This is a genomic window from Spirosoma pollinicola (genome assembly GCF_002831565.1).
GTDB lineage: Bacteria > Bacteroidota > Bacteroidia > Cytophagales > Spirosomataceae > Spirosoma > Spirosoma pollinicola.
In genome coordinates this window covers 2,216,308-2,237,327 of record NZ_CP025096.1, presented here as the reverse complement: position 1 = coordinate 2,237,327, position 21,020 = coordinate 2,216,308, and the positions used below count along the sequence as shown (strand labels likewise).

Here is a 21,020-nt window from a genome sequence, read left to right as displayed (position 1 = left end):
TACCGATGTCAAACAAGTTTTCAATTAAACATTCGGCAGTCGTGCTGCTACTGGTCCTCGGGATCGGTAGCAGCCAGGTCCGGGCGCAGCAGGACAAGATGTTCTCGCAGTACATGTTCAACATGATGGCCCTTAATCCGGCCTATGCTGGCAGTCGGGATGTGCTAAGCATGTCGGCTCTTTATCGGAACCAGTGGACCGGCCTGCCCGGCGCTCCGCAAACGGCAACGTTTACGGCCGATATGCCCCTCAACAATGAGCGTATTGGCGTTGGTATACAACTCTACGGCGATAAGGTTGGTGTAATTCAGGAAACAGGTGCCTTTGCTTCGTATGCCTTCCGCATTAAAGTGGGCGCAAAAAGTACGCTGGCACTGGGCTTACAGGGAGGTGCATCGAGCTATCAGGCTAATCTAAGTGAGGTGAAAACATCACCCGATAACCAGATTGACCCCGCCTTTGCCAGTAATATTTCGAAAATGCTACCGAATTTCGGCACCGGCATTTACCTGAGCAACGACAAGTCATACCTGAGCATATCCGTACCTCGCCTGATCAAGAACAAGTTAAGTGAGTACAACGTGGGCGACTATCGTTCCGTACAGGCTCGCCAGGCTTATTTAGCGGCTGGTTTTGTGGTGGGTATTAGCCCGGTTGTCAAAATGAAGCCATCCTTTCTGGTAAAATATGCCGAAGGGGCTCCGCTAGGATTTGATGGAAACATCAACTTCTGGTTTGCCGACCGGATCGCCATCGGTGCGTCGATTCGCCGGAATCAATTTTCAAGCTGGACGAAGTACACGACCGATGCTGTTGTTGGCATGCTCGAAGTGCAATTGACAGACCAGTTCCGGTTTGGCTATGCCTATGATCGTACCATGAGCAATCTGCAAAGCGTAGCACCAAGCTCGCACGAGATCATGATCCGGTACGAACTTGGTTTTGGGAAGAACCGTATCCTGACCCCGCGTTATTTTTAAGCAGGAAGCGGTGAAATAGTAAAGTGGTGAAATGGTGAAATAAGGCAAAAGCCATCTTCACTATTTCACCACTTTACCATTTCACCGCTTCACTATTTTACTATTTACCCGCTCCACTATTTCCCATCTGCTTTTTTAATTTTCGGCTCAGTATTTGCTTATTGAAAAAGGTATGTTCTCTCAGTATAGGAGAATGTACCTTTTTCCTTTTATGAGGCTTCCCAACTTTACTAGTATATGATACGTTTTTTCTCAACTCTTGCGCTCGTCTGGCTGACAGTCAGTTTAGTACTGGCGCAGTCGATCACGAAAAAAGCCGATAATCAATTTGATCAACTGGCCTATTCAAGGGCTATTGAATTGTATGAGCAGGCCCTGTCAAATCCTAAAAATCTGGCAGAAAAGGAACGCCGGGATGCGCAGGCCAAGCTAGGATACAGCTATCAGCAAACACGCGATATGCCCAATGCCGAGCGTGTTTACCGCGACCTCATTAACAGCGGCACTCTCCCCGCCGATTATAATAAATGCTATTTATTTTATGCACAGACGCTGGCCAGTAACGGCAAGTACCGCGAAGCCCAGGAGGCTTACGAGAAATTCGGCAGCGTACAGTCGAGCGATAAACGTAGTCCGTCCTTTTCGAAACTTTATAGCGATGCCAGTGCACTCACTCGAAACGCAGGTAGCTATAAGGTTGAATTTTTGAGCATGAATACCAAACGCGCTGAGTTTAGTCCGATGCTGTATAAAGACGGGCTCGTGTTTGTATCGGCCAGCAATGGAGGTAACGGCATTAAGCGTGTGTTTAAATGGAACAATACGCCTTTCCTGGATTTGTATTACCTGCCGGATTTAAAAACGGTGAAGTCATCGAAGGCTTTCAGTTTGGGAGGCAGCAAATCATCGAAAAAACCAGTTCAAACGCGGTTGATTCGGCCACTCGGCAGTGATGATTACACCGCGCCAACCGCCAACGATACACGCACGGTTGGTTTCTACGGAGGAAATAACATTAGTAAAGGGTACGAAGATCAGCCTATTAGCGAATCGGACCGATTTAGCCGGACGTTGAATACCAAGTACCACGAAGGTCCGGCCACTTTCACAAAAGATGGGTCGCGGGTTATTTTTACGCGTAATAATTTTAATGAAGGTCAATACCGTCAAAGTACCGATGGCGTAAATAAACTCAAGCTGTTTACCGCTACCCAAACAAATGGAACCTGGAGCAAAGCGGAGGAGTTGCCATTCAACAGCGATGAATACTCTACCGGGCACCCGGCTTTATCGAAAGGCGCTAACGGCGAACCAGATCAATTGCTGTACTTCGCGTCTGACCGGCCGGGTGGGTTTGGTGGCACAGATATCTATGTATCCAAGTGGACCAATGGTAAATGGGGTGATCCCATAAATCTTGGCAAGGAAGTGAATTCCAAAGGGAATGAACTGTTTCCATTTGCCGATGAAAAGGGAAATATCTACTTTTCGTCGGATGGGCGCGCAGGGTTGGGTGATCTGGATATTTTCTACGCACAACTTATGCCCGATGGTCAGCAAGTCCGATTTGTGCGCAATCTGGGCGAACCCATCAACTCATCGAAAGATGATTTCGGTATCGTAACCGATGGTGACCGGAATGCCGGTTATTTTAGTAGTAATCGTAAACACGGCGGTGCCGACGATGATGTGTATCGTTTTACACGTGAAGGCTCCCTTTATCCATGCCGTGAACTAACTGTGAGCGTAGTTGATGCCATGTCCAGAGAACCATTGGCCAACACAGTTATCGCCCTGGATAATCCAAAGAACGATAAACAGAAAGAGCTGAAAACCGATGCTGAAGGTCTTGTCAAAATTTGTCTGGATGTCGATAGTGATTTTAAATTCATGGCCAGTCGGGAAGGATACATTGACAACACAGTTGGGTTCTCTACGATGGATCTTTCTGATGACCAGCCCTCACGACTGGAAATCCTGTTGGACAAACCAACGAGTTCAGGAACATCTACCGCATCGATTCTGCGTGGCCGTGTAACGACCCAAACAGATAAACTACCCATTGCCGGTGTAAACGTAGTGCTGGTGAACGGTTGCGATGGCAGCAAGCAGGAAGCGACAACCGGGCCTGACGGCAGCTACGAATTTGCGGTTCAACCCGGCTGTGATTACTCGCTCGAAGCCATGAAAGATAGTATGGGTACGCTTGGCAGTCGTGTTACCAAGGATGGAGCAGGCTCGAGCGATCTGACGATGTTCAGGGAAGGCGATGTGATTAAAATTGACAATATCTATTACAATTTGAATAAGTCGGCCATTCGTCCTGATGCCGCTGTTGAATTGGACAAAGTAGTAGCCTTGTTAACTAAATATCCAGCCATGACCATTGAAATGCGGTCGCATACCGATAGTCGGGCTACGGCCATCTATAACAAAACCTTATCGAGTAATCGGGCTAAAGCAGCAGTGGCCTATCTGAAATCGAAAGGTATTGCTACGAAACGGTTGATCGCGAAGGGGTATGGCGAAAGTGAGTTGTTGAATAAATGTAAAGATGGCGTGAATTGCCCTGAAGATGAGCATCAGCAAAATCGTCGGACAGAAATTAAAATTCTAAAACTAGACTAACGCAACATAGCCTTTTCAACGCTTTATTGCCCGGTTGAGGTGTATCGTTTCAATAAGTCTTTTAACGCCAAATATCCTGTACCTAAATAGGATGTTTGGCGTTTTAGGTTTTTAGCCTGAACTCTTGCAAATTGGTTTCTCATTTACTGTTCGTATGCGTTTTATTTACTCATTTAGTTTATTGCTGGCTGGCAGTTTGGTTTTGTTGACGACCCAGGCCGCTCAGGCCCAGAAAGAAGTGCTTTATTCCCAGTACCTGCTCAACCCATTGAGCATCAATCCAGCATATGCGGGTAGTCGGGAGTCCTTTCAGTTATCGGCCTTTCTTCGACGAAAATGGATTAGTGTGCGGTATGCACCTGTAACCCAGAGTGTGTCTGCCGATGGTGCCATTGCGAATGGGCGGATTGGCCTGGGATTTCAGGCCCTGAATGACCGGATGGGCCTTTTTGCGACTACGGGCGTATATGGCAGCGTGGCGTATCGGATCAATTTGCCGGCATTGGCTAAGCTATCTTTTGGTTTTCAGGGAGGTGTTAGCATCCTTCCCATTTTTGATGTCACGACTGCGGCCAGCATTAATAAGGCAGTCGCCAGCCTGGGGGTAGGAGTTTATTATCAATCAGACCGCTTTTTTGCCGGCGTCTCCGCGCCCGAGCTGGGTGGTCAGGTAACGGATATAACGGGCCGATATTTATATAAAAGCGTTCGGCCAATTATGTTTCAGGCGGGCGTACCTATTGAAGTAGGCGAGTCCACCGTACTGATTCCGTCTGTGTTGGTTTCTAAAATCGCGGATCGTCCATTGGGTGTTGATATAAACCTGCGGGCATGGTTCAACGAAGAGGTTGGTTTGGGGTTGTCATACCGTCAAAATAGCCCTGGTCAGATTCAAACCAATTATTTGCAGGCGTTTATCGAATATCAACTGACGAAAGCAATCCGGCTGGGTTATATATTCAACTCACAAACGCCCGAAAGTCCCAATGCCATGCAGTATGACCAAAAGAGCGTTCATGAGATTATGCTGCGCTTTTCGCCCAATGGATTGAAATTTGCCTACTGACACAATTAGGCTAAACGTCTTCTCGAACACGCATCAGAAAAAATTGATAACTTAGTACCCGAAGGAACGTAACTCAACCCCATTTGAAATCATACGACGAGATTTCCGAGGCTGGTCTGTTGCGTAATCTGTCGGCCAACAGTCATATGCCCAGCCAAGCCATTATTCAGAATCTACATATTCCCAGTGATCTCGACCGAGAGTTTCCACTGGCACCTCATTATGTGCAGACCTTCGGCAGCTATCCGAATTATCTTCATTTTAACGACGATTTTAAGCCCTCTGCACAGCAATTATTAGATAGTCGGGGATTTGTCGTTATTAATAATTCGGCTCGCGTAAATGATGAAGGCTGGCATGTTATCGAGCGAATTTATCAGCATGAAGATGGCATGATTCTAAAAGCCGAGTTTGTGGGCGATCGCTTCTTTCGGCTCTATGGCTATTACCGCGATGAGGAGTCAGCAAAAACGCTAATGGAGGGTTTTCAGGAACATAAATATATTCATGAAGACAATCAGACGCATATATACTTAATTCAAAGCGGGCTGGGGGGATTGCATACGGAGCGTGTTGAAATTATGCCTCCCGAAATTGACCTCTCACTTCACTACAATGACGATTTTCCTGCTGTACACGAACGGTTGGTAGACTTATTGGGAAAACCCAAAAGCAAAGGGCTGATTTTGCTGCACGGCGAGCCCGGAACGGGCAAGACGACCTATATAAAGCACCTCAGTTCGCTGGTCAAAAAGGACATGCTCATTTTGCCGCCTTATATGACGAACTACCTGACTTCGCCCGAAATCATTCCGTTCCTGCTGGATAACAAAGAGTCGGTACTTATTATTGAAGATGCCGAACGGATTCTGCAATCGCGTGAAGCGGGTGGAGATACAAACAGCGTGTCGAATATCCTGAACCTCACAGACGGGCTCCTGGCCGACTGTATGCATATTCAGGTCATTGCAACCTTTAACGCCAGTAAACACCTGCTGGATAAGGCGCTCCTGCGGAAAGGACGCCTGATGGTCGATTATGCCTTTGGAAAACTGGCACCTGCCAAAGCCAACACGTTGCTTGACCACCTCGGTATGGAGTATCGCACCGATCAACCCATGACCCTGGCCGATATCTTCAACCTCGACGATCAAACAGTCTCCGGCGAACGGCAGGAAGTAAGAGTAGGATTTTGATAGAGTTGCCTGTATTGAGTAAATGAAATTTAGCGCTAGTTGGCCATAAAATAAGCCCATGAGGATTCATGGGCTTATTTTATGGCCGGTAACTAATTGACTATTGTCCCACCCGATTCGCTTTCCACTTGCTTTGCTTAGGTGCCACAGCACCGTTAGCTTGTTGCCCGGAGTTTTTAGGCTTGTTGTTTTCCATTAAGTAGGCCGCCAGAACAGACGCCAGTGTATTCTCCACTGCGTTTGGTGCCGGTGTTAACTTATCGGGCGTAAAGTACTTGCTTACAAACCCTGTATCGAAATTTCCCGACCGGAATGCGTCGTGCTCCATCACGAACCTGCAAAAGGGCAAGGTCGTTTGTACACCCGAAATCTGGTACTCATCAATAGCCCGGATCATTTTCTGAATGGCTTCCTCGCGCGTGTCGCCGTAGGTAATGAGCTTGGCGATCATCGGGTCATAGTAAATGGGGATAGCCATTCCCTGTTCGAAACCATCGTCTACCCGAACACCGTTGCCCTGTGGCCGAATGTAGGTATCAAGTGTGCCAACGTCGGGCAGGAAGTTGTTTGCAGGGTCTTCGACATAGACCCGCACTTCCATCGCATGTCCTTTAATCTTTAAGTCTTCTTGCTTAATAGTCAACTCTTTACCCTCAGCGATGTAAATCATTTGCCGCACCAGGTCAACACCCGTGATCTGCTCCGTAACAGGGTGTTCAACTTGCAAACGGGTGTTCATTTCCAGGAAGTAAAAGTCGAGGTTGTCATTGACGATAAACTCAACTGTTCCGGCACCGTAGTACCCGCAGGCACGAGCTACGTCAACAGCGGCACGGCCCATGGCATCTCGGATTTCGGGGGTGAGAATGGACGATGGCGCTTCTTCGATCACTTTCTGGTGACGACGCTGCACCGAACATTCACGTTCAAATAAATGAATGATATTACCATGCTGGTCGCCAAGTACCTGAATTTCAACGTGCCGGGGAGAGGTAACGTACTTTTCAATGAACACCGACCCATCGCCAAAGGCCGATATGGCTTCACTAACAGCGCGATCCATTTGTTCATCAAAATCGGCTTCGTTCTCGACGACACGCATGCCTTTGCCGCCACCGCCCGCACTGGCTTTAATCAGAATTGGATAACCAATTTCGGCTGATATAATTTTCGCTTCGGCCCGGTCTGTAATGGCCGAGGGTGTGCCCGGAACCATGGGAATGTCGTAATTGGAAACAGCGGCTTTGGCGGCCAGTTTGCTGCCCATTACCTCAATGCTCTCGGGCGATGGCCCAACGAACAGTAGCCCCGCTTCACGCACTGCACGGGAAAAAGCAGCATTTTCCGATAAAAAGCCGTAGCCGGGGTGAATGGCATCGACATTAAGCCGTTTGCATACGTCGATAATACTATCGGCCCGCAAATAGGATTCGGCAGATGGGGGAGGCCCTACACAGACCGCTTCGTCGGCATAGCGAACATGAAGGGCATTGCGGTCGGCTTCCGAGTAGATAGCTACCGTCTGGATGCCCATTTCGCGGGCTGTTCTCATGATCCGCAGAGCGATTTCGCCACGGTTCGCAATGAGGAGTTTTTTGATTGTTGGCATACTAATCTGAATCGGTGCGGTACTACGGTGGGCCGCTAAAAAGGTAATTATGAAGGTATTTAGGCTAACTTAACGGACCAATAATGATGCACTACTTTTTCACGCGGCTAAAGTAATGCATTTGTTACAAATCGGTTCTCTACCTGAATTTTACAAGCTCGAATTTGTGCTACCGAAAGTTAACCGTATTTTTGCACTTACTCTGTAAAAAAACAAGGGTTTGCCCTGATAAACAATAGCAATAAGTGGATTTATTTGAGAAACTACGTAATAACTTAGGCCCCATCGGTTCGCCCGCACGGGAGTTCAATGGCCACCATTATTTCGCATTCCCCAAGCTTGAAGGTGATCTTGGCCCACATATGCGTTTCCAGGGAAAGGATGTTCTGAACTGGAGCCTGAACAACTATCTTGGCTTAGGGAACCATCCCGAAATCCGGAAAGTGGATGCCGAAGCCTCGGCACAGTGGGGATTGGCCTATCCAATGGGGGCCCGGATGATGTCGGGCAACAGCGATCTTCATGAGCAGTTTGAAAAAGAACTGGCTGAGTTCGTTGGTAAAGAAGATTCATTTCTGCTGAACTACGGGTACCAGGGGGTTATGTCGGCCATTGAAGCCGTCGTCGATCACCGCGACGTAATCGTTTATGATGCTGAGTGCCATGCCTGCTTAATTGACGGTATCCGGCTTCACAAAGCAAAAATGGGCGAATATTATAAGTTCAACCATAACGACATGGCCAGTCTGGAGAAGAATCTTCAGCGGGCAACCAAAAAAGCCGCTGAGAAAGGTGGAAGCATTCTGGTGATTACCGAAGGTGTATTTGGTATGTCGGGTAAAGTAGGGAGCCTTGATAAGATCGTTGCGCTGAAGTCAACATACGAATTCCGCTTGTTGGTCGACGACGCGCACGGCTTCGGCACGATGGGTGACACAGGTGCCGGTGTTGGCGAAATGCTCGGTTGCCAGGACGGTATCGATCTGTACTTCTCCACTTTTGCCAAGTCGATGGCTGCTATCGGGGCATTTATTGCCGCCGATCATGACATCATCATGTACCTCAAGTACAATATGCGGTCGCAGACATACGCCAAAGCTTTGCCAATGCCGTATGTAGTGGGTGGCCTGAAGCGGCTCGACATGATTCGAAACTCGTCAGAATTCCGTGATAGACTGTGGGAAAACGTTCGGGCGCTCCAGAGCGGTTTAATAGAGCGCGGCTTTAATATTGGCGACACGCAGTCGCCGGTGACGCCCGTTCTTTTGCAAAATGTGAAGGGTGGTATTCCCGAAATCACAGGACTAATTCGCGACCTTCGCGAAAATCATGGTATCTTCTGCTCCATTGTTGTGTATCCGGTTGTGCCCAAAGAGATCGTGATGTTACGTATTATTCCTACGGCCGCTCACACGCTCGAAGATGTCCAGTACACGCTCGAAGCATTCTCAAAAGTAGCCGACAATTTGGAAAAGGGGTACTACCGTCAAAAAACGTCCGAAATTGCCGCTGAAACCATCGAAGTATCTGCCGAATCAGCCGCTGAGTAGGGTTTTTGCAAAAAAGTTGCATTTTTTGGCTATTTTTTTGTCTTGCCTATTGTGCTGTATGTTAGAATGACTAAATTTCAGCCGAAAACCGCGTTTTTAGCGGAATTTGGGCATTTTTAAACACTTTAACCCATACAAATCGCTATGGCACGCTTCGATGAAGTAAAGAATTTGGTTATGTCGCTGGAAGGTGATTTTGAAAAATTCTACGAAAAAAATAACCAGGCCGCTGGCACTCGCGTTCGGAAAGGGATGCAGGATTTGAAAACGTTGGCACAAAACATTCGTTCGGAAGTTCAGAATGCCAAGAACGGTGCTGCGGAGTAAGAGGTTATTTTAACCACAGAAAAAGAACTCCCCCGTTTGTTAAACAGACGGGGGAGTTCTCTTTTTAGTCCCTTCGCTAAACAATCTTCTCTTTGTGCATCAGGGTTGCTATGCCCTTTGTTGTCACCTTACCCGTTTGCACATCCCGAATCTCGCCTAGAATTTGAGCCGTGTGTTTTGCGGCATCAATCGACTGTACCGTAAAAGTGGCTTCGTAATCGGTATCGACGAACATAGGACGCAAAAATTCCAGCGTTTGCCCCAGATACACCGAGCCATAGCCCGGGAATTCGGTCCCCAATACTTTCGTAAATACACTTGCCCCCAGCATACCATGTATTATAGGCCGCTTGAACGGTGTTTGTGCTGCAAAGTCAGCGTCGAGGTGAAGCGGGTTATTATCGCCCGTAACGCGGGCAAAATCGGCTACGTCGGCCTGTGAGAATCGAAACGAGTAGCGATGAACGGCATCGAGGCCAAAGTCAGAAACCATATTGTAATGAAGAATTAATAATGAAGAATGAAGAGTAGGCTGGCGCAAGATCGGGCTACCGCACCCGTGAGCTGCAAAAGTCGGTAAAGTTCGTAACGTAATGCCATATCATTCTTCATTCTTAACTCATCATTCTTCATTCTTAATTTAGTATTCACCCGTACCTTCGTGGTTAATTATGCTGAGAAAACTATTTTCACTCGATACGGCGACAGCAAAGCGTGTATTTGGGTTAGATATTATGCGGGCTGCTGCTATCCTGATTGTGGTAGATGCCCACGCAACCATTGCCCTTAAAGAGTACTATGATGGGGCATTCTGGCATCATCTCCTGCCCGATGGCGTTGAGTTGTTTTTTGTGCTGAGTGGTTTTCTGATTGGGGGAATTTTGATTCGGTCGTATGAAAAAAAGGAAACCTTCGACCGCCACTTGTTGCTGAATTTCTGGACCCGCCGATGGTTTCGCACCTTACCCAATTATTACCTCGTGTTGGGTGGTTTAATTGTGTTGGCGCTGTTGCAGGCGTTTCGGAGTGGGTTGCACCACAAACTGCCCGATAAAGGAACGCTGGTCACTTATTTCTTTTTCCTGCAAAATTTCGCTAAATATATCCCTGACTTCTTTCCAGAAACCTGGAGTCTGGCTATTGAAGAATGGTCGTACATAACATTACCTCTGGTACTTTGGGTAATGCATAGCTTGTTCTCGAACAGATGGCCACGACAACGTATTGTGCTCGCCACTATTCTGTTCGTTATTATTGGAACGAACCTGTATCGGTTTATCTCGGCAATCCAAATCCCGATTTCGAAAGGGGAACTGGGCTATCGGGGTATTGTTGTGATGCGCTTAGATGCTATTTCGTATGGGGTGCTGGCTGCTTATGTAAAGAATTATTTTCCTGCGAGCTGGCAAAATGATTCCCTGCGTCGTCGATTGGTAGTTGCGGGGTTAGCGCTCACGGTGATAGCCGCTTTTACGTCGTCAATTTTTATTATTAAGTATTACTACAATGCAGGGTTGTTTCCGGCCTATACGTTCTACAAGCGTACGTTTTATTTCCCGGCAATTGGCCTGAGTATGGCGCTTTTGATGCCCTATATGGACGGCTGGCGAATGGCTACGGGCCTCTGGGCGAAGTTTGGCCTCGCTCGTATCATTACCCACATCAGCCTGATTTCCTATTCGATGTATCTGCTCAATCTGACTCCCATCATGATCACATTCATTGAGCGGATTCCCACCACATCATTAGCTATGGGTTGGTTGAAGATTGGCCTTTTCTGGGCTGTGGTACTCGTCCTATCCACATTACTGTACAAATTCTTCGAAAAGCCCGTTACCCAACTCCGCGAACGACTATCGGCCAAAGAACCGACGCAACTTATAGGTGAAAGAGTGAAAGAGTGAAAGAGTGAAAGAGTGAAAGAGCGAAAAGTACATGCGAAGTGTCCTCTCGGATACGCTCTTTCGCTCTTTCACCTTTTAACTCGTATGATCGCTAACGATTACCCAGCGGTTTTTGATCTTGCGCCATAGCAATGTGAAATGGCCTTCTGCATCGCCAATTTCGGGACGGGTGAGGTGAAACTTCCCGATCACATAGGCAGTAGTTGAATTAAGCAGGTCCAGTTGCAGGATATCAAATTTAAGGGTTCCCATCGACGCCCGGTCGGGGTAGCGTTTTTTGTAGTTGGCAAGCGTAGCCTGATGTCCATACGTAATGCCCGCTTTGCTTACAAACGTGAGCGAGTCCGATTCCCAGTAGCTTACCATAAAACGATCAATGCGACCGACATTCCAGTCGTCGGTTTGGCGTTTCAGGGTTTCTAAAATGAGCCGTCGGTCACGGTTGGCTGCTAATTTCTGGGACAATGGCTGACTGATGGCAGGCAACGCCAGGAGGCTAAACAATAGGACAACAACGTGTTGTTTCATCAGGGACAGTATTTGACTACAGCTAAGATACATAGTTGATATTCGAATCGACGTTGGCGATTCGACGGGATTTTTCCGTTATTGGTCTCTGTACTACTAACGAATAGCCTTTATTGTTGAGTTATGCGATTACAGAATAAAGTTGCCATCATTACCGGGGCTGCCCGGGGCATTGGAAAAGCAGCCGCCGAGGTGTTTTGCCGGGAAGGCGCTACTGTCATTATCTGGGATCTCCTGCCCGAAGGAGAAGCTAATGCCCAAACGCTGCGTGAACAGGGTTTCCAATGTGATTTCATGTCTGTTAGCACCACAGATGTACCCGGCATCGAAACGGCGGCCAAAGAGGTGCATAACCGTTACGGGCGAATAGATATTCTTATCAACAACGCAGGTATTACGCGGGATAAAAGCCTGCTGAAAATGTCATTCGAGGAGTGGCAGCAGGTTATTGATGTGAACCTGACGGGTGTGTTCAACTGCACGAAGATCATTGCTCCCTATATGGTTGAGCAGAAATACGGACGTATTATTTGTACCTCGTCCATCAATGGGGTGCATGGTGCGTTTGGGCAAACTAACTATGCAGCCGCCAAAGCGGGTATCATTGGCATGGTACGCTCGTGGTCGAAAGAGCTTGGGCCAAAAGGCATCACGGCAAACGCGGTGGCACCCGGTTTCATTCAGACCGCTATGACCGACGCCATGCCCGATGAGGTGCGCAATCAGGCGGTAGCTACCATTCCGGTACGACGCATTGGCCAGCCAGAGGATATTGCCAACGCCTATTTATTTCTGGCATCCGACGAAGCCTCATTCGTGAATGGACACGTACTGGCCGTAAATGGCGGGCAGGCGTTGTAAATCGAATAAGTTAATGAAGAATGAAGAATGTAAAATGAATAATTGATCGCGCGGGCGGCTGTGAATGGTAAGGTGATGATTATCAATGTGTAATGTTTCGGACCCGCACAGTGCATTATTCATTTTACATTATCCATTAACTTACCCCTTATCTTTACAGTACCATTTAATCGTAACCTGTCCATGAGCAAAGTCCGTAAATTTTACGAAGATTATAAACCGTACATCTTCTCCGACGGTTGGTACTATGTCTTTATCGTTGTGTTCATTTTACTCATGTTTATTTTCTTTTCCTGAGTGGCGAATCGGTCGGCCATACTGGCTATAATAAATCCACTGTCGGGGACTACCTCGGTTGCGCAGAAAGCGGTACTTCAGGATGCGTTTATGCGTCAGGCCGAGGCACTTGGTTTTGCGCCCGAAGCAGTGCTTACTACTCATCCCGGTCATGCTACCGAACTGGCCCAGGCGGCTGTCGAGCGGGGTGTTAATCGGGTGCTTGCCATCGGGGGTGACGGTACCATTAATGAAACCGCGCAGGCACTCCGCCGGTCGGCAACCGCGCTGGGTATTGTCCCTATTGGTTCGGGCAATGGACTGGCTCGGCATCTGGGTATTCCACTAAATCCGCTGAAAGCCATCGAGCGGGCCTTAAACGGTCGTCCGGTGGTGATTGATAGCGGTGAGATCAACGAACATCCTTTTTTCTGTACAGCCGGACTGGGCTTTGAAGCCTACGTAGCTCATGCCTTCGCGAAGCAACCCGTTCGGGGCTTACCTACCTATATTCGTACGGCGTTTCGGGCATTCTGGGCCTACAAACCACAACCTTTCCAGCTCGATGGACAGGAGCGCACCCTGTTTTCGATGACGTTTGCCAATGCGGGCCAATTTGGCAATAATGCCTGGATGGCCCCCACAGCCAACATTGCCGACGGGCGGCTGGAACAGTGCGAAATTCGACCGTTTCCGGCGCAGGCAGCCGCTATGTTAACCTGGCGTTTATTCAATAAAACCATCAACCACTCCAGTTATTGGCGGGGGCAGTCTGTCACAAAGGCTACTGTTCAGACGAGCGCCCCGTTATTGATTCATGCCGATGGTGAACCGCTCATATTGCCAACCGGTCGGGCCGAAGTACGGGTGTTACCAAGTAGTTTGCTGGTGTTGTTGTAGCGGGGCAGGGGGTGAGCATTTCAGAAATTAATTAATAATTTCTCCTTTTATATTCGCTATTTTCTCTCGCCATTGGTGTACTTCCTCAGGCGTTAGTCGCACCCAGTCTGTCACTTCGCCTACGACTTTTAAGGGTGCCTGGCTGCGATACGAGCGTGTTGGGTTGCCGGGGAATTTTTTGTCTGTAACGTTCGGATCATTTTCGAAGCTCCCCGTCGGTTCAACAATATAAATACGTTCGTGTCCATCACCGTTGGCCAGGGCTGCGGCAAGTCCCGCCACTGTAGGCCCCAGGGCTGTAAAATAGATGTGATTCATGATGACTTCGGGTTTGTAATTCGACCTGTACCCGGCTGTCAACAAATCACCAATGTGCAAATCCGCTTTCGTCCCGTGGTAAAAGGGACCGTTGTCTAAAACGTCAGTCTTATTCAATTCGACATTTTTGTTTTCCATCCGTTATTGATGTGTTTTAGGTGTCGGATTACAATATCCATCAACGTCAGGCTAAAGCTTGACTATTCTCAATTTTAGCCCCTTCAGGGGGAAGGTAGTCCCAGAATAGACTTAAATTGCGCTGTATTCAGTTCTATTAACGAAATGTGTTGGTTTAGTTTCTGCACTACATACCCGGCTTCCTAGAAGAACCAATTAGATTAACATCAACAAGCTCTAATGACTGAACCATGCCCTTAACCGTGTCTTTGTATTTTTTAAAATGAGGGGTCTCTGTATGTAGTTTGTATGCGGCTGTATCAGCATATATTTCCAGTATTGTAATATGTGAAGCGTCTTTCTTGTCGGCAACAGCGTAGTACGTTAATACGCCCGGCTCAAGACGAACAGCAGTTGTCATTTGTTCTTTTAGTGCCTTGTTATAGTTATTCAATTGAGATGGGTCGACTTTAATTTTTGCCAGTCTAACCATTTGATTTTTTCCTTGCGCTATGGCATTCTTGCTAAAGGAAATTGTTAGTATAAATAAACTAATTACAGTGGCAAGTAATTTATAGTGTCTTCGCTGCATTTTATCCGTTGTTTTCGAGATTTTTAGTTCTAACCCTTAATCAATAGTATTACGTTTTCTGGAAGCTTGATATTTGATGACAAATATAGCAATCAGCCCCACTACCTGCCGACAGGCATATAGTGAGGCTGAAAGTAATAGCGAATTTTCGTTCTACTGTTGTTTCGATAAAGTTGCCAGTAATTCATCCAGATTTTTCATTGTCATAGCCGTGCCTTCCTTGAAGCCCATGGCAATCATTTTCTCCAGACGGGTAAGTGATTCATTATAGATACTTATACTGACCTTCGTCTTTCCGTTTTGTTCGCTGAAATTAAAGTCCCAGTCAGAACCCGGCAATTCGGGATTTTCATCTTTGTCGGCAAACGCATTCGACATTTTGAAATTCGTCTTTGGACTAATGGACGTATATTTCTGAACAGACCAACGCTCATCTCCTTCCGGGCTTACCATCGCATAAAACCGTTGCCCGCCTACCTCAAAATTCATGTACTTTGTTTTTGAGGTCCAGGGTCTGGGTGCCCACCACTGATCAAGAATTTCCTGTTTGGTGTAAGCATCCCATACCAGCGAAAGGTCGGCATCAAACTCTCTGGTTACGATTGCCGTTTTTGTTGATTTGTCAACGATGAAATCAAATAGCAAGTCAGTTGTCATTTTTTTTGTTGTTTAGTTGCCTGCTTCTCGGCAGACAGGTTGGCTAATACAGTATCCAATTGATTGAATCGAGTTTCCCAAAGCTTCCTGAATTGGTTTATCCATTCATCAACCTCTTTCATTTTTTCAACCTCAAGTGAATAGTAAATTTCTCTGCCTTGCTGTTCCTGTTTCACGATCTCGCATTCTGTGAGTATGCGAAGGTGTTTGGAAACCGATTGCCGGGTGGTGTTGAAGTTGTCGGCAATGGCGTTGGGGGTCATTGCCTGCAAAGCGATCAACGCAATTATTGCCCGCCTTGTGGGATCGGCTATTGCCTGGAATATATCTCGTCTCATACTGTTCAAATTTGTTTTGTGAAACCATTCGGTTGCAAATATACGCGCAACCATTCGGTTTCGCAAATTTTTCAGATTAAAAAAGTAGGTTGGAGTTGGCGCTTAGGAGGGGGAGGAGTGAAGGGGCTAAGAACGGTTTGGGGCTTGGCAGTGAGGGCAGTAGACGTAAAAATATTTAATCTAGTACTTGCCGCCCCATTTTGGCAAGCCCTTCCTGGCAGTAGTAGTTTTTATTTTATTTTCAAAGGCCATCTTCTCTTTCCGATAACCACTGTCGATATTTATTTTTATAATATTCTTTTGTCAAACTGTCTTTAATCATAAAGTCAATGCCACCATCATATGGTGCAACAATTATATTTTTATCAAAAGAAACGAAAAATCCTCTTATTTTATCCGTTGCAATTTCTCTTAAAATATTGTCGTGATAATTAGTTTTCCAAACCGTCATTGTAAATGCTGGTCTGTAAATATCAGGCTCATCATATTGTTCAGAGTCAAATTTAAATAACTCAATGCTGTCAAGTCTTGTAAATGAAAAAGACTTAAATATGTCTTTTTCATCTGTTATGTGAATTGTTCTTTTGGTACCCCAATTATATTTTCCTGTTACAAATAAAATAGGGGTATCAAATCCAAACAAGTCAGTGATTATTTCATTTTGTCTTGAAAGAAGTATTTTCCAATCATCTTCATTGTCGGCATACCGTTTTGATTCTGGCAAACTATGAATCCTAAACCATCTATCCAAGTAGTCCTGTTTAAACAAATGCGAAATTGGCACTGTTTCAGGATAATTTAAATTCCATAATTTTTGAAAATATTCTTTGGTCATCGTGTCGTTTTAAAATTACTGCCAACGAACAGGGCTTTGTGCAGAACTCAACATCAGGGAACGAACGTAAGACCTACCTTTATACATAGCCAAGTTGAGAAACTAATGGAAAGCCTATGTTCGTCAGGCAACCTTGTGCCAAACCAATATAAGCAGTTCGTACTTGTCATGCAGTTGCTTTTGTTTTGCTTGAAGATTTAGTTCTTATTGGTCGTTTTTCTAATAAAACTCTTTTTTCTTTGTCTGCTTTTATAAATGCACTAATTGCAAGCTCTTCTTCTTTCCTCAATGGTCTTGGGTCAACTATAAAGTCAACGTCAAGAGGTTCTTTTATCAGTCCCATAATCTTATGATTTTAAAAGTATAGCAGATTCAAATTCTTATTGTCGTTCTTCGATTGGTATGTATTTCACCTTGCAATAGTTCTCAACTTCTGTATCGTTTTCAAAGTAATCATCACAAAATTCGTCGAGCTCTTTTTCTGCTCCTGAAACGTATTTTTCACTTGCAGTCATAAGCTTTTCTGTTTGCTCAATGAATTTTTCAAACTCTTTATTCATCTTACAAAGTTTGTCAATAGTCTTAAAGTCTAAGCCTCGAAATATTGATGGATAAAGCACTTTACTTTGGTAAGGATTGGCGTTTAATTCTATAATTCCAATTCCAAACGATTGGTTAAGTCTTGCCATTTCCTCGTTCAAGTTGTCGCTAAACTCAAATGCTACTAAATAGCCATAATTTGCCCAACTTGAATTTGAAACGGCTTGGAAAAAGGCTTTTTTTAGTTCACTGTCGCTGTTAATTTCTCTTTTAAGTTCGTATGAACTCAGTTTAAAAGTGTCAACTCGATTTATTGATTTTAAAAAGTTTTGACTTGCTTTTGTCTGTAAATTCAAGAACTTAATTCCAATCATATCTGGATGGGTCCAAATTTGATTATTGTCTTTTCCGTTGGATTGTTCGTGAAAAATAGTTTTTGAATAAGTGTCTGTATTTTTAAGATAACTACTCAAAAGTTTGTGTAAATCTCTCTCTTCGTATGCCTTTAGTTTGTTTACTTTAATTGGTTTTATGATTTGATTTTCTGCTTCGCCACTTAAAATTTCAATTCCAATATTTTGTTCGTTTTTAGTCAAGTAATAGGAGTACATTCCACCGTCCTGTTTTATTCGTTTCACTCTTGTATCGCCATTTCGAATGAAGTCGCCCAAAACTGCCGAAATTGTTGAGCTTGGCGTTTTTGCGCCACCAAAGTTGTAATAGTTTTTGTCATTGATATGGTTAAGCACGGCTAAATAATTTGTGATGTCGTTAATATCTTCTAGACTTTTTAATACGGCTTCTTTTAATGTCATTGTCTGTTTGTTTGTCTATTACGGCTCGGTCGTCCTACTATTGGCTACAAATTTCAAATATACGAACCTTTTCAGCTATCTCCTTAAACGCAATCACTGAATTGCCGCTACATAGATTCTGCTTGATTTGTGGTTAATTTCTTATTAATCAGCTAGGTAATCTTACTCCATTTAGCCACTAATCAAAAACTCGAACAAGCTATTAACCATAACCCCCTTCACCGGCAATACAAACTGCCTACTTCGTATCTTGAACAGTCACCACGCCGTTGATGGGTGCAAAATCCCATCCGGCAGTAAGTGATTTAGTACTGCCAAACCCTTCCAACAGCTTGCAACTTAAATCAATATAAGGGGATTTACCTGCGCAACATAACGCTGAAAGCCCGATATTTGCCCCGCCAAAACCATTCTGACAACAGGCGCGCAATCGCCCGGCGTCTTTCTCTCTGATGTCTCAAAAAGTAGTTCTTGCCTTTAGCGGGGGTCTCGATACCTCCTTCTGCGTTAAATATTTGTCCGAAGACCGGGGCATGAATGTGTACTCGGTGCTGGTCGATACGGGTGGCTTTTCGGATGCCGAACTCAAAGCCATTGAAGAACGGGCCTATTCATTGGGTGTTAAGTCGCACGTAACGGTCTCCAAAACAGATGATTACTACCAGCAATGTCTGAAGTTTCTGGTGTTCGGTAACGTCCTGAAAAACAATACCTACCCGCTTTCGGTAAGTGCCGAACGGATTTTTCAGGCCATTGCCGCAGCCGAATACGCTCGCGAAATTGGGGCGACGGCTATTGCACATGGTAGCACAGGTGCCGGTAATGATCAGGTGCGTTTCGATATGGCGTTTCGAATCATTGCGCCCGACGCCGAAGTTATTACCCCAATTCGGGATTTGCGCCTGTCGCGCGAGGCCGAAATCGAATACCTGAAAGCAAAAGGCGTTGATCAGGAGTGGCACAAAGCGGCTTACTCGATCAACAAAGGCCTTTGGGGAACATCGGTTGGGGGCAAGGAAACCCTGACTTCCGATCAATTCCTGCCTGAGTCGGCCTGGCCAACGCAGGTAACGAAAACCGAGCCTGAAACCATTACGCTGGTGTTTCAACATGGCGAAATCAAAGAGGTAGCCGGTGAAAAATTCGCCAATTCAGTCGATGCGATTCGTAAAATTACCGAACTGGCTGGTCCATTTGGCATTGGGCGCGACATCCACGTTGGCGATACGATTATTGGTATCAAAGGCCGCGTTGGTTTTGAAGCACCCGCGCCTTTAATTCTCATAAAAGCGCACCACACACTCGAAAAACACGTGCTGGGCAAATGGCAGTTGTACTGGAAAGAGCAACTATCCAACTGGTATGGCACCATGCTGCACGAAGGGCAGTTTATGGACCCCGTTATGCGGAACATCGAAACCTTCCTGGCCGATTCGCAGGCCCATGTGTCGGGTAAAGTGCATGTATTGCTGGCTCCTTACCGGTTCCAGGTGCTGGGCATCGAGTCGGATCATGACCTGATGTCGTCGAAATTTGGTTCGTATGGCGAAATGAACAATGCCTGGACCGGCGACGATGTGCGGGGCTTCTCGAAAGTAGCTTCCAATCAGGTAATGATCTACGAGAAAATCAACAATCAGTGATCGGTAAGCCGAGAAAATACTGTGCTCCCCGCAGCGTAGCGTATCCTTTACAACTGCTCGATGTCGTTGTTGATGCCTACGCGCAGGGAAGCTATGCGCATAGGAGTGACAGTTTACCGGCTGCCGACGAACTGTCACTCCTATTGATGACGTCGGGACATTTGGGGGATGCGTTGATTTTGTCCTACGCGTTCCCCCTTATCCGGCGTCAATATCCAAATGCCCGGATTGACGTACTGGCGGGTAGCTGGTGCGACCCGATCTGGAAAGACAATCCATATATACGGCGTGTTATCCACCTCAATCATGTTGGAACGAGTCGTCGGCCGCTGTCTACATTTCAGAAATGGCAGGATTTCTGGCAAACAACGAAGTCGGCCATAAAAACGCTTCGCGACACGGTATATGATTACTCGGTCGATATTCGGTTTTCGGATTCGCCCATGCATTTTGTGTTGCCGTATATAAACGTCCGGCGAAAAATTGGCTATGGCACGCGGGGATTTGGCGGGCTGCTCGATGATGAGTTTTTCCTGCCCGATGGCGAAGTGCATAACTTCGACCTGATTCTTACGCTGCTGAAACCAATGGGTATTGAGGCTGATCTACGGACGGTGGAGCCATATTTTTTCCACCCTCCAGAGTCGCCCGTTCAATTGTGGGCCAAACTTAACAGTACGGTTCCAGCCTGTAAACCCATTCTGATCTGCCCTGAATCGGGCGAGCCTGTTCGGATGCTGTCGATTGACTATTGGTGCCAACTGGCAACCCGGTTGTTGCAGGAAAGCTCGAATCCGCTAGTGTTTAGCGGACAAAAAGCATTTACAACCGAATTATACGAGCGTGTGCGGGCCACCAACCCAACCGCAGTAGATAGGTTGATTTCGGCGGTAGGCACGTCGACACTTCAGGATATGGCCAGTTTAAGCGAACAGGCGCAGGCTGCTTTTACGCTCGATTCGTTGCCCATGCACTTGTGTTGCCTGGGTTGCCCAACACTGTCGTTTCAGAAAAACGGGATGGGTATTCAATTCTTCCCGATTTCCAGCAAGCCAACTCTGGTGATACACAATCATCAACTAAGCCGCACGCTAACCCTTGACCGGCCCGGATTTGATAGTGAATACGTAACGACTTTCGACGAAAGCGTATTGAACCGGGCGATGGGCTGGTTCCGGTCAATTGGCGAAACTAGCCGGGCGGCTATTTAAGAAATGATGTAGTAGCTTTGGTCTGTTTTACCCCACCCCAACCCCTCCCCTTATTTCAAGGGGAGGGGCTTAAGCTAGTTCTTTTTAGCCCCTCCCCTTATTTCAAGGGGAGGGGCTGGGGTGGGGTAA

21 protein-coding genes are annotated in these 21,020 nt (G+C 46.3%); 11 read left to right on the top strand and 10 right to left on the bottom strand.

Annotated features, from left to right (window positions below):
- Positions 1-5: 5 nt before the first annotated feature.
- The 4 genes from CWM47_RS09560 to CWM47_RS09545 all read left to right on the top strand — a co-directional run bounded on the left by CWM47_RS09560 (position 6) and on the right by CWM47_RS09545 (position 5,870).
- Positions 6-980, top strand: a complete 975-nt coding sequence (locus CWM47_RS09560) for a PorP/SprF family type IX secretion system membrane protein (RefSeq protein WP_100987759.1) — start codon at positions 6-8, stop codon at positions 978-980.
- 237 nt (positions 981-1,217) lie between these two features.
- Positions 1,218-3,608, top strand: coding sequence for a carboxypeptidase regulatory-like domain-containing protein (locus CWM47_RS09555; protein WP_100987758.1), 2,391 nt, complete (start codon positions 1,218-1,220; stop codon positions 3,606-3,608).
- A 154-nt stretch (positions 3,609-3,762) separates the two neighbouring features.
- Complete coding sequence (locus CWM47_RS09550) at positions 3,763-4,674, top strand: PorP/SprF family type IX secretion system membrane protein (protein ID WP_100987757.1); 912 nt, start codon at positions 3,763-3,765, stop codon at positions 4,672-4,674.
- Between the two features lie 146 nt (positions 4,675-4,820).
- Entirely contained in the window at positions 4,821-5,870 is a 1,050-nt protein-coding gene (locus CWM47_RS09545) for an AAA family ATPase (RefSeq protein WP_394342009.1), read from the top strand.
- 100 nt (positions 5,871-5,970) lie between these two features.
- On the opposite strand, the gene accC is transcribed toward CWM47_RS09545, so the two are convergent.
- On the bottom strand, positions 5,971-7,479 hold the full coding sequence (accC, locus tag CWM47_RS09540) for an acetyl-CoA carboxylase biotin carboxylase subunit (RefSeq protein ID WP_100987755.1): 1,509 nt from the start codon (positions 7,477-7,479) through the stop codon (positions 5,971-5,973).
- A 245-nt stretch (positions 7,480-7,724) separates the two neighbouring features.
- Here accC and CWM47_RS09535 point away from each other — a divergent pair, with 245 nt between their 5' ends.
- Both CWM47_RS09535 and CWM47_RS09530 read left to right on the top strand, forming a co-directional pair.
- Positions 7,725-9,029: an aminotransferase class I/II-fold pyridoxal phosphate-dependent enzyme gene (locus tag CWM47_RS09535; RefSeq protein WP_100987754.1), complete on the top strand. Its 1,305-nt coding sequence runs from the start codon at positions 7,725-7,727 to the stop codon at positions 9,027-9,029.
- A gap of 144 nt (positions 9,030-9,173) precedes the next feature.
- On the top strand, positions 9,174-9,356 hold the full coding sequence (locus CWM47_RS09530) for a histone H1 (RefSeq protein ID WP_100987753.1): 183 nt from the start codon (positions 9,174-9,176) through the stop codon (positions 9,354-9,356).
- A 76-nt stretch (positions 9,357-9,432) separates the two neighbouring features.
- Here the strand turns inward: CWM47_RS09530 and CWM47_RS09525 are convergent, their stop codons facing one another.
- Complete coding sequence (locus CWM47_RS09525; RefSeq protein ID WP_100987752.1) at positions 9,433-9,849, bottom strand: MaoC family dehydratase; 417 nt, start codon at positions 9,847-9,849, stop codon at positions 9,433-9,435.
- 178 nt (positions 9,850-10,027) lie between these two features.
- On the opposite strand from CWM47_RS09525, the gene CWM47_RS09520 reads away from it, so the two are divergent.
- A complete protein-coding gene (locus tag CWM47_RS09520; protein WP_100987751.1) occupies positions 10,028-11,260 on the top strand; it encodes an acyltransferase family protein in 1,233 nt (410 codons plus the stop codon).
- Positions 11,261-11,335: 75 nt separating this feature from the next.
- On the opposite strand, the gene CWM47_RS09515 is transcribed toward CWM47_RS09520, so the two are convergent.
- Positions 11,336-11,788 (bottom strand): YybH family protein, encoded by a 453-nt coding sequence (locus CWM47_RS09515; protein ID WP_100987750.1) that lies wholly within the window; start codon positions 11,786-11,788, stop codon positions 11,336-11,338.
- Positions 11,789-11,911: 123 nt separating this feature from the next.
- Between CWM47_RS09515 and fabG the strand changes: the two genes are divergently transcribed.
- Complete coding sequence (fabG, locus tag CWM47_RS09510) at positions 11,912-12,649, top strand: 3-oxoacyl-ACP reductase FabG (RefSeq protein ID WP_100987749.1); 738 nt, start codon at positions 11,912-11,914, stop codon at positions 12,647-12,649.
- 297 nt (positions 12,650-12,946) lie between these two features.
- Positions 12,947-13,825, top strand: a complete 879-nt coding sequence (locus tag CWM47_RS09505) for a diacylglycerol/lipid kinase family protein (protein WP_100987748.1) — start codon at positions 12,947-12,949, stop codon at positions 13,823-13,825.
- Between the two features lie 27 nt (positions 13,826-13,852).
- Here CWM47_RS09505 and arr read toward each other — a convergent pair whose 3' ends face one another.
- The 7 genes from arr to CWM47_RS09475 all read right to left on the bottom strand — a co-directional run bounded on the left by arr (position 13,853) and on the right by CWM47_RS09475 (position 18,037).
- The gene (gene arr / locus CWM47_RS09500) at positions 13,853-14,281 is read right to left on the bottom strand and encodes an NAD(+)--rifampin ADP-ribosyltransferase (RefSeq protein ID WP_100987747.1); all 429 of its coding nucleotides are present in this window, start codon (positions 14,279-14,281) and stop codon (positions 13,853-13,855) included.
- A 166-nt stretch (positions 14,282-14,447) separates the two neighbouring features.
- On the bottom strand, positions 14,448-14,852 hold the full coding sequence (locus tag CWM47_RS09495) for a putative quinol monooxygenase (protein ID WP_100987746.1): 405 nt from the start codon (positions 14,850-14,852) through the stop codon (positions 14,448-14,450).
- A gap of 153 nt (positions 14,853-15,005) precedes the next feature.
- Positions 15,006-15,509: an SRPBCC family protein gene (locus CWM47_RS09490; protein WP_100987745.1), complete on the bottom strand. Its 504-nt coding sequence runs from the start codon at positions 15,507-15,509 to the stop codon at positions 15,006-15,008.
- The gene (locus tag CWM47_RS09485) at positions 15,506-15,847 is read right to left on the bottom strand and encodes an ArsR/SmtB family transcription factor (RefSeq protein ID WP_100993813.1); all 342 of its coding nucleotides are present in this window, start codon (positions 15,845-15,847) and stop codon (positions 15,506-15,508) included. The genes CWM47_RS09490 and CWM47_RS09485 overlap by 4 nt, the downstream gene beginning before the upstream one ends.
- A 241-nt stretch (positions 15,848-16,088) precedes the next feature.
- Positions 16,089-16,682, bottom strand: a complete 594-nt coding sequence (locus tag CWM47_RS09480) for a DUF3885 domain-containing protein (RefSeq protein ID WP_100987744.1) — start codon at positions 16,680-16,682, stop codon at positions 16,089-16,091.
- A gap of 166 nt (positions 16,683-16,848) precedes the next feature.
- The gene (locus CWM47_RS38755; protein ID WP_170069417.1) at positions 16,849-17,025 is read right to left on the bottom strand and encodes a hypothetical protein; all 177 of its coding nucleotides are present in this window, start codon (positions 17,023-17,025) and stop codon (positions 16,849-16,851) included.
- Between the two features lie 37 nt (positions 17,026-17,062).
- Positions 17,063-18,037 (bottom strand): hypothetical protein, encoded by a 975-nt coding sequence (locus CWM47_RS09475; protein ID WP_100987743.1) that lies wholly within the window; start codon positions 18,035-18,037, stop codon positions 17,063-17,065.
- 452 nt (positions 18,038-18,489) lie between these two features.
- Between CWM47_RS09475 and CWM47_RS09470 the strand changes: the two genes are divergently transcribed.
- On the top strand, positions 18,490-19,680 hold the full coding sequence (locus CWM47_RS09470) for an argininosuccinate synthase (protein ID WP_100987742.1): 1,191 nt from the start codon (positions 18,490-18,492) through the stop codon (positions 19,678-19,680).
- Positions 19,677-20,891, top strand: coding sequence for a glycosyltransferase family 9 protein (locus CWM47_RS09465; RefSeq protein WP_100987741.1), 1,215 nt, complete (start codon positions 19,677-19,679; stop codon positions 20,889-20,891). The genes CWM47_RS09470 and CWM47_RS09465 overlap by 4 nt, the downstream gene beginning before the upstream one ends.
- Positions 20,892-21,020 lie beyond the last annotated feature (129 nt).